A 14,780-nucleotide genomic window follows, 5' to 3' on the forward strand; every position below is an offset into this window, starting at 1 on the left:
CGATCGGGCCGGTTTTCGCCCGATCAAACGTATGCCCGGACGGGCATTGGGAAAACTGGGAGGACTACCGATGAAACTTGCGAAACTTGCAGGCGCAACGGCGCTGGCGGTTACGGCCATGGCAAGCAGTGCAATGGCCGAAGGTGAAACCGTTTGCCTGATCACCAAGACGGATACCAACCCTTTCTTTGTTAAAATGAGAGAGGGTGCCACGGCTAAAGCCGAAGAGCTTGGCATGAAGCTGAAAGCCTTTGCCGGCAAAGTCGACGGAGACCACGAAACTCAGGTTCAGGCCATTGAAACCTGCATTCTGGATGGCGCAAAGGGTATCCTGCTGACCGCGTCGGATACGTCGTCTATCGTTCCAGCGGTGCAGCAGGCCCGCGATGCCGGGCTGCTGGTGATTGCGCTGGACACCCCACTTGAGCCTATCGACTCGGCCGACGCGACCTTTGCCACGGACAATTTCCTTGCGGGGCTTCTGATCGGACAATGGGCAAAAGCCACGCTGGGAGATGCGGCAAATGACGCCAAAATCGCCACGTTGGACCTTGCGGTCAGCCAGCCCACTGTGGATGTGCTTCGCAATCAGGGGTTCCTGCAGGGGTTCGGTGTTGATCTGGCCGATCCGAACGTGATTGGCGATGAAAACGACCCGCGTCTTGTTGGTAGCGATGTCACCGCTGGCAACGAAGAAGGCGGTCGTCGCGCCATGGAGAACCTGCTGGCCAAAGACCCGACGATCAACGTGGTGCACACCATCAACGAACCGGCGGCAGCGGGCGCTTATGAAGCGCTTAAGGCTATCGGGCGCGAAAATGACGTGTTGATCGTTTCCGTCGATGGCGGCTGCCCTGGCGTGCAGAACGTGGCGGACGGCGTCATCGGTGCAACATCACAGCAATACCCGCTGCTGATGGCATCGCTGGGCGTTGAGGCCGTCAAAAAATGGGCGGACGAAGGCGTGAAGCCCGAGAACACACCCGGTAAGGACTTTTTTGACACCGGCGTGGCGCTTGTGACGGATAAGGCCGCCGACGGCGTCGAGTCCATCTCGGTTCAGGAAGGCATGGACCTCTGCTGGGGTTAAGCTGAATGTTTGGAAGGCCGCTGCGCGGCCTTCCACTTATCAAAACCACCCACACGCCTGAAACCTTGCTAAAGTCGTCATAAACCTGACGCTTTGGGGGAAGTTCTATGTCCGATTCTTCACGACAAGCTGACGATTTCGAAACCGCCGCAAAAGGCAGCCCGGAGCAAGTCGCCGAGTTTGACGATCACCAACGCGGATTTGTCGGGACGGTTCAGCATTTTCTGCATGTGAACCCGTCGCTGGTCCCGCTGATTGTCCTTGTCGCTGCCATCGTCATCTTTGGTGTCTTATTAGGCCCCAAGTTCTTTTCGCCCTTTGCGCTGACATTGATCCTTCAGCAGGTTCAGATCGTCGGGATTGTGGCCGCGGCACAAAGCCTTGTGATCCTGACCGCAGGCATCGACCTGAGTGTTGGGGCCATCATGGTGATGTCGTCGGTTGTGATGGGGCAGTTTACCTTCCGCTATGGAATGCCGCCTTCGGTTGCGATTGTGTGCGGCCTTGCTGTTGGCTCGGCAATCGGGGCCTTGAACGGGTTTCTGGTCAGTCGCATCAAGCTGCCGCCTTTCATCGTCACCCTTGGCATGTGGCAGATCGTTCTTGCGGCGAATTTTCTTTATTCACAAAACGAAACGATCCGGTCGCAGGAGATCGAGGAACACGCCGCCATCCTGCAACTGTTTGGTGCCAAGTTTAACGTGGGCGGGGCGGTGTTTACCGTCGGGGTGGTCTTCATGCTGGCGCTGATCCTCGTCCTTGCATACGCGCTGCGGCACACGGCCTGGGGCAGGCATGTCTATGCCGTCGGGGATGACCCCGAAGCGGCAGAGCTGTCCGGTGTCAACGTACACCGCACGCTGATATCCGTGTACATGCTGTCCGGCCTGATCTGCGCCTTTGCGGGCTGGGCCCTGATTGGTAGGATCGGGTCGGTTTCGCCAACCTCGGGGCAGCTGGCCAACATTGAAAGCATCACGGCGGTCGTGATCGGGGGGATATCTCTGTTTGGCGGTCGCGGGTCTATTCTGGGGTCCCTGTTCGGTGCCCTGATCGTGGGCGTCTTTACGCTTGGGCTGCGGTTGTTGGGCGCGGATGCACAATGGACGTTCCTGCTGATTGGCATCCTTATCATCGCAGCGGTCGCGGTCGACCAGTGGATCAGAAAGGTGGCAGCCTGATGGAACCCATTCTCAAAGGACGGAACCTTGTGAAACGCTATGGCAAGGTGACTGCGCTGGATCACTGCGACTTCGATCTGATGCCGGGTGAGATTCTGGCGGTGATCGGCGACAATGGCGCGGGCAAGTCGACGCTGATCAAGGCTGTGTCGGGCGCGGTGGCGCCGGACGAAGGCGAGGTCTGGCTGGAAGGTCAAAAGGTGAATTTCCATTCCCCGATCGACGCGCGTGAAGCCGGTATTGAAACCGTGTACCAGACGCTTGCCATGTCCCCTGCCCTGTCGATTGCGGACAATATGTTCATGGGGCGGGAAATTCGGCGCAAAGGACCGCTCGGGTCGTGGCTTCGCATGCTTGACCGTCCGGCGATGGAAAAATTCGCCCGCGAAAAGCTGAGCGAACTGGGTCTGATGACGATCCAGAACATCAATCAGGCGGTCGAAACCCTGTCGGGTGGACAACGTCAGGGGGTCGCCGTGGCACGCGCGGCGGCGTTCGGGTCCAAGGTCATTATTCTGGACGAACCGACAGCAGCACTGGGCGTCAAAGAAAGCCGCAGGGTCCTTGAACTGATCCAGGATGTGAAATCGCGTGGCATCCCAATCATCCTGATCAGCCACAACATGCCCCATGTTTTCGAAGTCGCAGACCGAATTCACGTGCACCGGCTGGGAAAACGCCTGTGTGTGATTGACCCCAAAGACTATTCGATGTCCGACGCCGTGGCGTTTATGACCGGGGCTAAGGAAGCACCGCCCGAGGATCAGGCCGCATGACCGGTGGCGGCACCGCCCCTGACGTTCTGGCCGACCGTATCGTCGACGCCGTTGAGGCGCTGCCGTCGGCCCGACACCGGCAACTTGTCGCGATTGCCGGGCCTCCCGGATCCGGGAAAAGCACCATTGCCAGCCTTGCCACGACAAAGCTGAACCGGCGCGGCGTGTCAGCCGGGCTCGTTCCAATGGACGGTTTTCACTTTGACAACGCGATCCTGAAGGAACGCGGGCTTTTCCCCCGCAAGGGCGCGCCGGAAACCTTCGATATTGCCGGGTTTCATGCCTTGCTTGTGCGTTTGCGCACCGAAGATGAAGTTGCAATTCCGGGCTTCGACCGAAAGCTTGATCTGGCAATCGCTGCCCGATCAATGATCTCTCCCAATCAGCGGGTCGTTCTGGTTGAAGGCAATTACCTTTTGCTGGATGAACCGTGCTGGTCAGGCCTTCATCCCCTATGGGCGCTCAAGGTGTTTCTGGGCGTCGATCTGGCAACACTGGAATCCCGGCTCACCGACCGTTGGGTTGGGTTTGGGCTGGACAAACAGGCCGCAAGCGAGCGGGCGCTTTCAAACGACATTCCGAATGCCGAGCGGGTGATCCGGAACTCGGTACAAGGCGACCTGAACCTGTGACGGATGAGGGCGGGTCTGGCAGCCCGCCCGTGTCTCCTGTCTAGTAGGTGGGCGGCACAAGACCGGCCTGAAACCATGTCACAAAAGATACGATAGAAAACACGGGCAGCCCTGTGGCGCGCTGAATATCGGGCGCGTAGGGGCACATATTCGTGCATTCCAGCACGATCGCGCCAAGATCGGGGTGTTCCGATGTCAGGGCCATGGCGGCTTCTACATTGTCTTTGCGGGCCTTTTCCACATCAAGGCCAAGCTCATTTCCAAGGATCGCGCGGGTGAACTCCGCCCCGCCTTCGGTTGTGCCGATGGGTGTGTCCAATGGAACATTGGCGGCCAGCAAGTGATCTTGGGTCAGAGTAGAGGCTGATATGGTCAGAACCCCGGCGCGTTTTCCCGCTGGCAGGATACGGTTGACCATTTCAACCTGCATCAGGGACGATGTGGCCACCGGAACAGGCACAGCCTGGGCCAGTTCTTTTTGGAACAGGGACAGAAACCCGCAATTGGTGGTAATCCCGTCGACACCATCTTTGAGAAGCTCCTGCGCCGCGTTGATGAACACGTCGAGCATGCCTTCGGCTTTGCGCCGGACCACCCGATCCGGCGAGGCATCGCGAACAATGCGGTAGTGAACCGGAAAGGGCCAGGTCTGCGCGTTGCCCATATCGCCGGGAATGCGGGGAAAGCGGGCATCCAGCATCAGAATGCCGACAGACGCGCCGTAGATGGATTTTCCGCCCTGCGCGATCATCCCTCAACCTCCTCAATAATGCGGGCCGAGATATCGTCCGACCCTTCCATGTAGATGTTCGAAATCCCGTGACGCACGGCATCCTGCACCTGATCCATACGCTTGGAGATATGTGCACCTAGAACCCGAGCGGCCTCATCCGCGTTTCGGTCCATCAAAGCCTGCATGACGCGTTTGTGTTCGTCCTTTGAGCGTTGCACCCTGTCGAGGCTCATGGATATCCAACGGATATAGCGAATACGGTCGTTGATCCGCGTCAGGGTTTGCAACAGTTCCATGTTTCCAGACAGCTTCGCGATACCCAGATGAAACGCCTCATCCCGGTTGACGGCTTCTTCAACAGTCAGACCGGTGATGTCGATGCCCGTTGCGTAAAGCTCATCCCGCAGCAACTGCAGGTCTTCGTCCGATGCCTTGGCACAGGCCGCGCGCGCCGCCGCTGTTTCGATGATCTGGCGCAGTTCGAACAGGTCGAACACGCTTTGCGCATCCAGCGGGCGGCAGAAAAAGCCTTGTCCGGGGCGGAAGTCGAAAAGCCGTTCGGCGACCAGACGGTTCAACGCCTCGCGCAGCGGGGTGCGGCTGACGCCCAGATCCCTGGACAACGCCACTTCGTTCAGGCGGTCGCCGGGGCGCAGGCGAAACGAAACCGCCATCGCCTTGACCTGATCATAGATATCATCGACGCGCGGACCAGCCATTACCCCTGCCCTTCTTTGTTTGAATCACAGGTGCCACACGTTGAGCTTGAAATCAATATACAAAACTGTATACAGATCTGAGTACAGATTTGACACAAGGGACTCGCGACCATGACAGGGACAAATTTTCTGACCGGAGCCGAAGCTATGGTGCGTATGCTTGAAGCGCATGGTGTGACGCATATGTTTGGCCTGTGCGGCGATACCACTTTACCCTTTTATGATGCCCTTGCCCGGATGGATCACGGCATTCAGCACATCCTGACACGGGACGAGAGGCACGCGGCCTATATGGCGGATGGCTATGCCCGCGTCACCGGCAAGCCCGGCGTGTGCGAGGGCCCGTCCGGCGGTGGTGCGACCTATATCTTGCCCGGAGTGGTCGAGGCCAACGAAAGCTCGGTTCCGATATTGGCAATCACGTCGGATGTGGCGACGACCAGCCGCGGTAAATACCCGTTGACCGAACTGGATCAGCCTGCGCTGTTCCGGCCTCTGGCCAAATGGAACACATCCCTCGACGACGCAGCGCGGCTTCCGGCCATGGTTCGGGCCGCCTTCAGGGCGATGACGACCGGCACGCCCGGTGCGACGCATCTGGCGCTGCCGTTTGACACGCAGAAGGGGCAGGTAGACGAGGCTGAAATCTGGGCGGATGACAGGCACCGCAGCTATCCCGCTGAACGGGCCGCACCTGACCCGGACGCCATCGAAGCAGCGGCTGCCATTCTTGCAGGGGCCAAATCCGCGGTTGCGGTCTGTGGTGGCGGGCCGGTTTTGTCCCGGGCGACCGATGCGCTGCGCCGGGTTGCAGGCCTGCTGGACATGCCCGTGGCCACGACCGTGTCGGGTCAGGGGTCCATTGCCGAGACCGACCCGCTTGCCCTGGGCGTTGTCGGGTCGAACGGGGGCATCCCGGCAACCCGCGCAGTCGTGGATCAGGCCGATGTCGTTTTGTTCATTGGCTGCCGCGCCGGTTCGGTCACAACGGAACGGTGGCGAAGCCCCGGGCGCAGCACCACGATCATCCATATCGACAGCGATCCGATGGTGATCGGCGCCAATTACCAGACCGAAGTGGCTATCTGCGCTGATGCCCGTCTGGCGCTGGAGGCTTTGGCGCTGGCACTGGAAAACCGGCAGGACCTGACCAGCCAAGGCGGAGCAGCCAAAGCCCGCGCCGCTTGGGAGGCCAAGAGGACCGCGTTCGCCCCGCTGGCCGCAAGTCGCGAGACACCGATCCGGCCCGAGGCCGTCATGGCGTCCCTGATGGACATTCTGGATGACGACGCGATTGTCGTCGCCGACCCCGGCACCCCCTGCCCCTATTTCAGCGCATATTACCGCTGGCGGAAACCGGGGCGCCATTTCATCACCAACCGGGCACATGGGGCGCTGGGATATTCGCTGGGCGCGGCCATGGGGGCACATGTCGGGCGGCCATCGGTTAAAACCCTGTCGGTCATGGGCGATGGCTCGTTCGGGTTCACCTGCGGCGAGTTTGAAACGATGGTCCGGCACAATATGCCAATCACTTCGATCGTCTTCTCGAACTCAGTCTTCGGATGGATCAAGGCTGGCCAGAAAGCGGGATTTGGTCAGCGCTATTACAATGTTGATTTCAACCGGACAGACCACGCCGCTGTTGCGGCCGCCTTTGGCGTCAAATCCTGGACCGTCAAAGACCCCGAGGATCTGCCGCGCGTGCTGAAACAGGCGATTGAGCATGACGGCCCAACACTTGTCGACATTCACTCACAGCCGCTTCACGAAGCGGCCGCGCCGGTCTCGGAATGGGTCGCGTAAGCGGCAATTGACGGGGTCAACTGGGCCAGAAATTCCTGGGCAATCGTGGACAAAGGGCGGCCCTTGGCCGTGATGATCGCGAGATCCAGCATGACTGGCGGCGCAAATGGGCGGGTCTGATACCCGCTCTCGTCGTCAAAGGTCACAGTAAAGGGGTCGATCATCGCGACCCCCATACCCTGTTTTACAAAGCTCAGCAGGTTTTCGGACAGATGGGTGTGTATCTGGGTACGCCATGTGTGGCCGGATGCCTGAAAGATGTCGCGAGTCCGGCGATGGGTCTGGTGTTCCGGCCCCATCACGATGAAGGGTTCGTTTTCCAAAATCTCTGGCGTCAGTACGTCGTGCTCGGCCAAGGGACTGCCCTCAGGAAAAGTCGCGAGCGTTTCAAACTGAAACTCCTGATAGTTCAGTGTGTCATGCAGAATGGGCATCTCGATGATACCGATTTCAAACAGGCCCGAGATGACCCATTCCTGAATCTTGGACGAATATTGCGACTGAAAGCTGACAGACAGGTTCGGGCGCGTTTTGGCAAACCGCGCGATCTCGCGGGGCATAAAACCAAAGGACAACAGGTGCGGCGCGGCAACCTGCAACTGTCCGGGATGTTTGTTCTGCAGATCGGTTACGGCCTGCGCCACGTGGTCCAGCCCACGCACGACCGTGTCGACCTCACGAAATAGCATCTCGGCCTCAGGTGTTGGCAGCAATCGGCCTTTTGTCCGTTCGAACAGAGGCAGACGCGCTTCGCGTTCAAGCTGTGCCAGAAGGTTGCTGATGCCGGGTTGCGATATCCCAAGAACCGAGGCCGCGCCGGTCACAGTTCCGGTTTCCATTATGGCATGAAAAGCCTGAAGTTGGCGAAAGCGCAGGGACAACGATAATCTCATCACTTTTTCTGATGAACTTACGAAAATATAGTATTTGAAATGATAGTCCGGTCAAGGCAGGCTTTCCCCATCGACAGGGGGCGAAATGAGCAATCTGGCACAGAAAATCATCGGCTATGACCTGTGGCACCTTGAACTGCCGGTCACATCCCGTCGGGATCACGGCATCGGATCGGTTGAAGGCGTTTGCGAAGTCGTCATCCTGCGCCTGACATCCGAGGATGGCACCCAAGGGTATGGCGAGGCGTCGCCCTGGTCGGTATTCACCGGAACACCCGAAGCGAGTTTTGCGGCGCTGAACCGTTATCTGCGCCCTCACGTTCTTGGGGCATGCGTTGGGGATCGGGCCGCAATCATGGCACGTGCGGCTTACGCGGTAGCACATTGCACCGAAGCCAAGGCCGCGCTGGAAACCGCGCTGTTGGATCTGTCAGGCCGGATCAGCGGTGTTCCGGTCTGGTCCTTGTTGGGTGGTCGCTTCCGCGACAGCATTCCGCTGAGTTGTTCCATCGCAAATCCCGACTTTGCCCAGGACATCGAACTATTGGCACGCCTGCGTGAGGATGGTGTTCGGATTGTCAAACTCAAGACCGGGTTCAAGGATCACGCCTTCGACATCATGCGGCTGGAGTACCTTGCCCAGAACTACCCGGAGCTCTCGGTCCGCGTGGACTATAATCAAGGGCTCAGCATTGATGATGCGCCATCGCAGGTGCGGGACGTCGCTCAGTTCAAACCGGATTTCATTGAACAACCTGTCCGCGCCCATCAGTTTGGCATGATGGCAAAGCTGCGGCAGATGACGGATGTTCCCCTTCTGGCCGACGAAAGCGTCTTTGGCCCCGAAGACATGGAGCGCGCGGCACGCGAAGGGATCTGCGACGGGGTTTCGGTGAAGATCATGAAGTCAGGCGGCCCGACCCGCGGGCAGACGGTTGCGCGCATCGCTGCGGCCCATGGCCTGTCGGCCTATGGTGGCGATATGTTCGAGGCTGGACTGGCCCATTTGGCAGGCACGCACATGATTGCCGCGACACCGGAAATCTCTCTGGGCTGCGAATTCTATCAGGCGTCCTATTTCCTGAAAGAGGACATTCTGGAGCAGCCATTTCAGGTCAAGGACGGTCAGGTTTGCGTGCCTCAAGGCCCCGGACTTGGCGGAAGACCCGATCTGACCAAACTGAATCATTATGCGGTTGCCAAGGCGGTGACAGAATGACGGAAAAGAAAACCATAGCCATCATAGGGGCCGGAATTGTCGGCGTTTCGACTGCGGTTTGGCTGCAGCGGGATGGTCACAATGTGATCCTGATCGACAAGGCAGGCCCTGCCGAAGGTACCTCGCACGGGAATGGCGGGGTATTGGCCTCGTGTTCGATCGTACCGGTAACAGTCCCCGGATTGTTGGGAAAAGCACCGAAGATGCTGATGAGCCCCTCGCAACCGTTGTTCCTGAAATGGGGGTATTTGCCCAAGCTTCTTCCGTGGCTCTGGAAATATCTCCGCCATGCAAACGCCGCCGACGTCGAGAGGATCGCCGCAGCACTGACATCCATCGTTGGCGACAGTCTGAATGATCACAAGGCGCTGGCGGCCGGAACGGGGGCGGAAAAGTGGCTGGTTCCGTCAGATTACCTGTTTCTTTACAGAGATCGCGCACATTTTGAGGAAGATGCATTTGGTTGGGATATCCGGCGCAGGAACGGGTTTCAGTGGGACGAATTGGAAGGTCACGCCTTCCATGAATATGACCCGGTTTACAGTCAGGGCATCGGGTTTGCCGCCCGGCTTTCGGATCATGGCCACATCACCGACCCCGGCCGGTACGTGAAAGACCTTGCCGCGCATGTTGAGGCGAATGGAGGTCGTATCATACGTGCAAACGTCGAAGACGTAGTTCGGAAAAACGGGCATGTCACAGGGGTTCGGGCCGGTGGCGAGACCATTGCTTGTGACGCAGCCGTCGTCACGGCCGGGATCTGGTCGGGTCCATTGGCAAAGCGCTTGGGAGTTTCTGTTCCTCTTGAAAGCGAACGTGGTTATCATCTTGAATTGGTAAAGCCTTCCGCGATGCCGCGCAGCCCGGTTATGGTTGTCTCGGGCAAGTTCGTTGCGACACCGATGGATGGGCGCATACGCTTGGCGGGCATTGTCGAGTTCGGAGGGCTGGATGCGCCGCCCTCGCGCGCGCCGTTCGAGTTGATGCGCAAAAATGCCCGGGCGGCGTTCCCGGGCGTGACATGGAAGGAGGAAGTGGAATGGATGGGGCACAGGCCCGCCCCGGCTGACTCGATCCCGGTTATTGGCGAAGTGCCCGGTATCAAAGGGGCCTATATGGGCTTCGGGCATCACCATATCGGCCTGACAGGCGGGCCGAAAACCGGGCGCCTTCTGGCGCAGATGATTGCAGGCAGAACGCCAAATGTCGACATGAGCGTCTACGCGCCGTCACGATACGCGAAGTAACAAACAAACCGGTGAGAAACGCCGGTGTTTCCAAATTCAACAGGGAGAAGAATGATGAAGAAATTGACGAACCTTCTGGCGGCAACTGCGCTGACCGCCACCGCCGCGGCACCCGCCATGGCCGAAAAATGGGACATGCCGATGGCCTATGCGGCCTCAAACTTCCACTCGGCCACGGGCGCGGAATTTGCCAAATGCGTCACCACCGGCACCGGCGGTGAGATTGAAATCGTCACGCACCCGTCCGGCTCGCTGTTCAAGGGCGGCGACATCAAACGCGCAATCCAGACAGGGCAGGCCCCGATTGGTGAGCGGTTGTTGTCCGGGCATCAGAACGAAAACGCATTGTTCGGGTTTGATTCCATCCCGTTTCTTGCGACCTCATTCGACGACAGCGCAAAGCTTTGGGAAGCGGCCAAACCTTCGATCGAAAACCTGCTGGCCGAGCAAAACCTGACGCTGCTTTATGCGGTACCGTGGCCTCCGCAAGGTCTGTATTTCAAAAATGAGGTAAACTCGGTCGCCGAGATGAAGGGCATCAAGTTCCGCTCGTACAACAACGCCACTTCACGGCTGGCCGAGTTGACCGGGATGCTGCCGGTTACCATCGAAGCGGCTGAAATCAGTCAGGCTTTTGCAACGGGCGTGGCGGATTCGATGATATCGTCGGGTTCGACCGGGTATGACCGCAAGGTTTGGGAAAGCCTGAACTATTTCTACGAGGTCGACGCCTGGCTGCCGCGCAACTACGTGATGGTCAATTCCGACGTCTGGTCTGGTGTATCCGATGCCAACAAGAACGTCATCAAAGGCTGTGCTGAGCTGGCGGAATATGCCGGGAACTGGCGTGCCAAGGAATACACCGGCTTTACCTTGCAAGGCCTGCGGGATGGCGGCATGACCGTTGGCCCGGCATCGGATCAGATGGTGAAGGAATTGAAAGAAATCGGTGTGACCATGACCAATGAATGGCTAGAGGCCGCCGGGGACCAAGGCAAGGCCATCGTCGACGCGTTCCACGCGTCTCAGTGATCCTTACCGGACGGGCGGCGGCATATCCTGCCGCCCGTTTCAAATCCAATCAGAACACAGCGGGGACGGCATGGCAGTTTTGCGAGGGCTTCGGTCCGTATTGGATTTCATTTATCTGGCAGCAGGGGTTCTGGCGGCGATCAGCCTGATTGCCATATTGCTGCTGATCGTGGTGCAGATGCTGGCCCGCTGGACCGGCGAAGTGTTTCCCGGCGCACCGGACTATGCCGGTTATGCGATGGCTGCCGCCTCTTTTCTGGCGTTTGCCAACGCGCTGAACCGGGGCAGCCACATCCGTGTATCGATCCTGCTGAACGCAGTGCCGGACGGGGTTCGGCGCATTCTTGAAGTCTGGTGCTTTGGAATCGCTACCGCCGTCATGTGGTATTTCTGCTGGTATGCCTATCGCTTTGTCTACTGGAGCTGGAAGTTCAACGATGTCAGTCAAGGACAGGATAGAACCGCTCTTTGGATCCCTCAATCCGCGATGCTGATCGGTGCCGTGATCCTTGCCATCGCCCTGACGGATCACCTGATCCACGTCCTGTTCCGCGGTGAACACCGCATCGCCCGCGATCTGGCCGATCAGAGCCACGGAGAGTAAGCGCATGGAAAACCTGGCTGTTATCATCCTCTTCCTCTTTGTGCTTTTTACCCTGTTAGGCACCGGTGTGTGGGTCGGACTGGCCCTGATGGGTGTTGCCTGGGTCGGGATGGAGCTGTTCACGACACGCCCCGTGGGCGATGTCATGATCACGACCATCTGGTCAGCATCGTCCTCGTGGACCCTGACCGCCCTGCCGATGTTCATCTGGATGGGCGAGATCCTGTACCGAACGCGATTGTCCGAGGACATGTTCAAGGGGTTGTCGCCCTGGATGGCCCCCCTGCCCGGTGGTCTGGTGCATACGAATATCGTTGGATGTACTGTCTTTGCCGCTGTCTCGGGTTCGTCGGCGGCAACCCTGACGACCGTCGGAAAAATGTCGATCCCCGAGTTGCGCAAGCGCAATTACCCCGAGCGGATGATCATCGGAACATTGACCGGTGCCGCAACATTGGGGCTGATGATCCCGCCCTCGCTGACCCTGATCGTGTACGGGGTGACGATCAATGAATCGATCACCAAGCTGTTCTTCGCCGGTATCCTCCCCGGCCTTGTTCTTGCGGCGATGTTCATGGGATATGTCGCGCTGTATTCCAAGCTGGGTAAGGACTGGAACCCGAACGACGAAAGCAAGCTGAGCTTTTCTGAGAAAGTCAAAAACTCACGCTTTCTGCTGCCTGTGATCCTGCTGATCACCGTTGTCATCGGATCGATGTATCTGGGCTATGCTACCGCGACCGAAGCCGCCGCTTTCGGCGTGATTGGCGGGCTTTTGCTGGCCGCCGGTCAAGGGTCGCTGACCTGGAAGACCTTTACCGAAAGCCTGATGGGGGCCACGCGCACCAGTGCGATGATCGCCCTGATCCTTGCGGGGGCGGCCTTTTTGTCGCTGTCGATGGGGTTCACCGGCCTGCCGCGCGGACTTGCCGACCTGATCGCCGGATGGGACCTGACACGGTTCGAGCTGTTGATGGTATTGCTGGTATTCTACATCATTCTGGGATGCTTTCTGGACGGGATATCCTCGGTCGTGTTGACGATGGCCGTGGTTGAACCGATGATCCGTGACGCCGGGATCGACCTTATCTGGTTCGGCATCTTCATCGTGGTTGTTGTCGAGATGGCACAGATCACACCGCCGATCGGATTCAACCTGTTCGTGATGCAGGGCATGACAAACCACGAGATGAGCTATATCGCGCGTGCAGCGATCCCGATGTTCCTGATCATGGTATTGATGGTTTTCATCCTCATCTGGTTCCCGGATCTGGCGACCTGGCTGCCGGAAAATCTGCGCCAAGGCCCGGGTGGGTAGAACAGCCTTGAACCCGTTACATCTGGCGGCGCGTCATGGCCCTCATGTACTGATCGCTGGGTTGGCGGCTGGCCTTCTGCTGCCGTCCCTGGCCGAGCCGATGCGAATCCTGCTGCCGCCACTGGTCGTGTTGTTGCTGTTCGTCACAGTCCTCAGGATGAACCCTGAAACCATTCTCGGGTCGCTGAGCGATCTGCAAAAGGTCGCATTCACGGTCATCGGGTTTCAATTCCTTATGCCGCTGATCGTGCTGGCCATCGGGTTCGCGGGCGGATGGACTGGAACGCCTGTCCTTTTGTCCCTGCTGATCATGGCGGCGGCCCCGTCCATTTCAGGCAGTCCAAATATGTGCCTGATGATGGGTCATCCGCCTGAACACGCGATGCGGCTGATGGTTGTGGGTACGGCGCTGTTGCCGCTGACCGCGTTGCCGGTATTTCTGCTCATGCCTGAACTGGGGGATATTCAATCTGTCTTGCGGGCCGGGTTGCACTTGCTGCTGACCATCGTAACTGCAACCGGTGCCGCCATCGTCATACGGCGCACAGTTCTGCGCGCACCTTCACCCGCGACGCTGCTGAATCTCGAAGGGTTGGGAACGCTCACCCTGGCCGTCTTTGTCATCGGGCTGATGCCATCGGTCAGCGCCACGGCCCTGAACAATCCCGCCATTGCAGCCTTCTGGATCGCGCTCGCCTGTCTGGCCAATTTCGGGGCACAAGCCGTTGCATTTCACCTGAGCCGAAACCGGCTGCCCGCAGACAAATCTACCGCGATATCGATCATCGCGGGAAACCGGAACATCGCCATTTTCTTTGTTGCCCTGCCACCTGATGTCACCGCCCCGATCATGGCATTCATCGGCGCGTATCAGATCCCGATGTACCTGACGCCCATGATCATGCGACGCCTTTACCGCAAGAACCACCTTCCCGCGTAACGGCTTCTGCGCTTCAGATCACCTAGTGGGTCTTAGGTGCAATCCCGGATCACAAAGTGCTTCGTCGTTTCCTCAATGACTTCCCAATAGCCGCGAAACCCATTCGGGATCAGAAAACTCGCCCCGTCGCGAAAATCCTGACGGTTGCCGTCTTCGTGGATCAAAGCGCAATGGCCTTTGACAATATAGCAATATTCGTCCTTGTCCGTGAACGCATGCCATTTTCCGGGCGTCGAGGTCCATGTGCCCGCAGACAACTTGCCGTCCGGACTGGTAAAATGCACCCCGATCTGGTGATGCGGATCGCCTTCGACAACGCGGTCCGGAAGATCGGCCAGGCGCCGTTCGCTGCTTGTTGCGGGCGCACCGAAGAGATTGAGGACCTGGGGTGTCATGACATCATACCTTCCTGCTGAGCGTGTGTTTCAAAGCAGCACGACCCTCCCCTCTGTGCGTTGAGGGCCCCTTTGGTGATGCGAGGGTCGTTGCCTTCGCTGAGGGCGATTATGGGACGGGTGGCCGGAGCGTTTTGCCGCAACAGCTCGACGGGTGTCAGGGTCATGTGCTCCGGCCTCGTCCTGGGGTTAAGC

15 protein-coding genes and 1 pseudogene are annotated in these 14,780 nt (G+C 58.7%); 11 read left to right on the forward strand and 5 right to left on the reverse strand.

Going from position 1 to position 14,780, the window contains the following annotated elements:
• Positions 1–70: 70 nt before the first annotated feature.
• The 4 genes from ACR0BF_RS19310 (at position 71) to ACR0BF_RS19325 (ending at position 3,679) form a co-directional block, all read left to right on the forward strand.
• Positions 71–1,090, forward strand: a complete 1,020-nt coding sequence (locus ACR0BF_RS19310) for a substrate-binding domain-containing protein (protein ID WP_480477469.1) — start codon at positions 71–73, stop codon at positions 1,088–1,090.
• Positions 1,091–1,197: 107 nt separating this feature from the next.
• A complete protein-coding gene (locus tag ACR0BF_RS19315) occupies positions 1,198–2,271 on the forward strand; it encodes an ABC transporter permease (RefSeq protein WP_209508213.1) in 1,074 nt (357 codons plus the stop codon).
• A complete protein-coding gene (locus tag ACR0BF_RS19320; RefSeq protein WP_209508215.1) occupies positions 2,271–3,047 on the forward strand; it encodes an ATP-binding cassette domain-containing protein in 777 nt (258 codons plus the stop codon). Before ACR0BF_RS19315 ends, ACR0BF_RS19320 begins: the two co-directional genes overlap by 1 nt.
• On the forward strand, positions 3,044–3,679 hold the full coding sequence (locus ACR0BF_RS19325; protein WP_480625587.1) for a nucleoside/nucleotide kinase family protein: 636 nt from the start codon (positions 3,044–3,046) through the stop codon (positions 3,677–3,679). The genes ACR0BF_RS19320 and ACR0BF_RS19325 overlap by 4 nt, the downstream gene beginning before the upstream one ends.
• A 40-nt stretch (positions 3,680–3,719) precedes the next feature.
• Here the strand turns inward: ACR0BF_RS19325 and ACR0BF_RS19330 are convergent, their stop codons facing one another.
• Entirely contained in the window at positions 3,720–4,430 is a 711-nt protein-coding gene (locus ACR0BF_RS19330; RefSeq protein ID WP_480625588.1) for an aspartate/glutamate racemase family protein, read from the reverse strand.
• Complete coding sequence (locus tag ACR0BF_RS19335) at positions 4,427–5,131, reverse strand: GntR family transcriptional regulator (protein ID WP_480521270.1); 705 nt, start codon at positions 5,129–5,131, stop codon at positions 4,427–4,429. Before ACR0BF_RS19335 ends, ACR0BF_RS19330 begins: the two co-directional genes overlap by 4 nt.
• Before the next feature lie 111 nt (positions 5,132–5,242).
• Between ACR0BF_RS19335 and ACR0BF_RS19340 the strand changes: the two genes are divergently transcribed.
• Positions 5,243–6,937 carry a thiamine pyrophosphate-binding protein gene (locus tag ACR0BF_RS19340; RefSeq protein ID WP_480625589.1) on the forward strand — a complete coding sequence of 565 codons (1,695 nt, stop codon included), beginning with the start codon at positions 5,243–5,245 and terminating at the stop codon, positions 6,935–6,937.
• On the opposite strand, the gene ACR0BF_RS19345 is transcribed toward ACR0BF_RS19340, so the two are convergent.
• Positions 6,898–7,818: a LysR family transcriptional regulator gene (locus tag ACR0BF_RS19345; protein WP_480625595.1), complete on the reverse strand. Its 921-nt coding sequence runs from the start codon at positions 7,816–7,818 to the stop codon at positions 6,898–6,900. The two genes, ACR0BF_RS19340 and ACR0BF_RS19345, sit on opposite strands and share 40 nt — an antisense overlap.
• A gap of 97 nt (positions 7,819–7,915) precedes the next feature.
• Between ACR0BF_RS19345 and ACR0BF_RS19350 the strand changes: the two genes are divergently transcribed.
• The 6 genes from ACR0BF_RS19350 to ACR0BF_RS19375 all read left to right on the forward strand — a co-directional run bounded on the left by ACR0BF_RS19350 (position 7,916) and on the right by ACR0BF_RS19375 (position 14,190).
• Positions 7,916–9,049, forward strand: a complete 1,134-nt coding sequence (locus tag ACR0BF_RS19350; RefSeq protein WP_480625590.1) for an enolase C-terminal domain-like protein — start codon at positions 7,916–7,918, stop codon at positions 9,047–9,049.
• Positions 9,046–10,296, forward strand: a complete 1,251-nt coding sequence (locus ACR0BF_RS19355) for an NAD(P)/FAD-dependent oxidoreductase (RefSeq protein WP_480625591.1) — start codon at positions 9,046–9,048, stop codon at positions 10,294–10,296. Before ACR0BF_RS19350 ends, ACR0BF_RS19355 begins: the two co-directional genes overlap by 4 nt.
• A gap of 54 nt (positions 10,297–10,350) precedes the next feature.
• Positions 10,351–11,328, forward strand: coding sequence for a TRAP transporter substrate-binding protein (locus ACR0BF_RS19360; protein ID WP_480555964.1), 978 nt, complete (start codon positions 10,351–10,353; stop codon positions 11,326–11,328).
• Between the two features lie 70 nt (positions 11,329–11,398).
• On the forward strand, positions 11,399–11,932 hold the full coding sequence (locus ACR0BF_RS19365; protein ID WP_480625592.1) for a TRAP transporter small permease: 534 nt from the start codon (positions 11,399–11,401) through the stop codon (positions 11,930–11,932).
• 4 nt (positions 11,933–11,936) lie between these two features.
• Entirely contained in the window at positions 11,937–13,250 is a 1,314-nt protein-coding gene (locus tag ACR0BF_RS19370) for a TRAP transporter large permease (protein ID WP_480477491.1), read from the forward strand.
• Positions 13,251–13,257: 7 nt separating this feature from the next.
• Positions 13,258–14,190, forward strand: coding sequence for a hypothetical protein (locus ACR0BF_RS19375; RefSeq protein ID WP_480625593.1), 933 nt, complete (start codon positions 13,258–13,260; stop codon positions 14,188–14,190).
• Between the two features lie 32 nt (positions 14,191–14,222).
• Here ACR0BF_RS19375 and ACR0BF_RS19380 read toward each other — a convergent pair whose 3' ends face one another.
• Complete coding sequence (locus tag ACR0BF_RS19380) at positions 14,223–14,585, reverse strand: cupin domain-containing protein (protein ID WP_480477495.1); 363 nt, start codon at positions 14,583–14,585, stop codon at positions 14,223–14,225.
• Positions 14,582–14,780, reverse strand: a pseudogene (locus tag ACR0BF_RS19385) (hypothetical protein); the annotation flags it as partial. The pseudogene ACR0BF_RS19385 and the gene ACR0BF_RS19380, both read right to left, overlap by 4 nt.

Source organism: Ruegeria sp. AG7 (assembly GCF_056541545.1).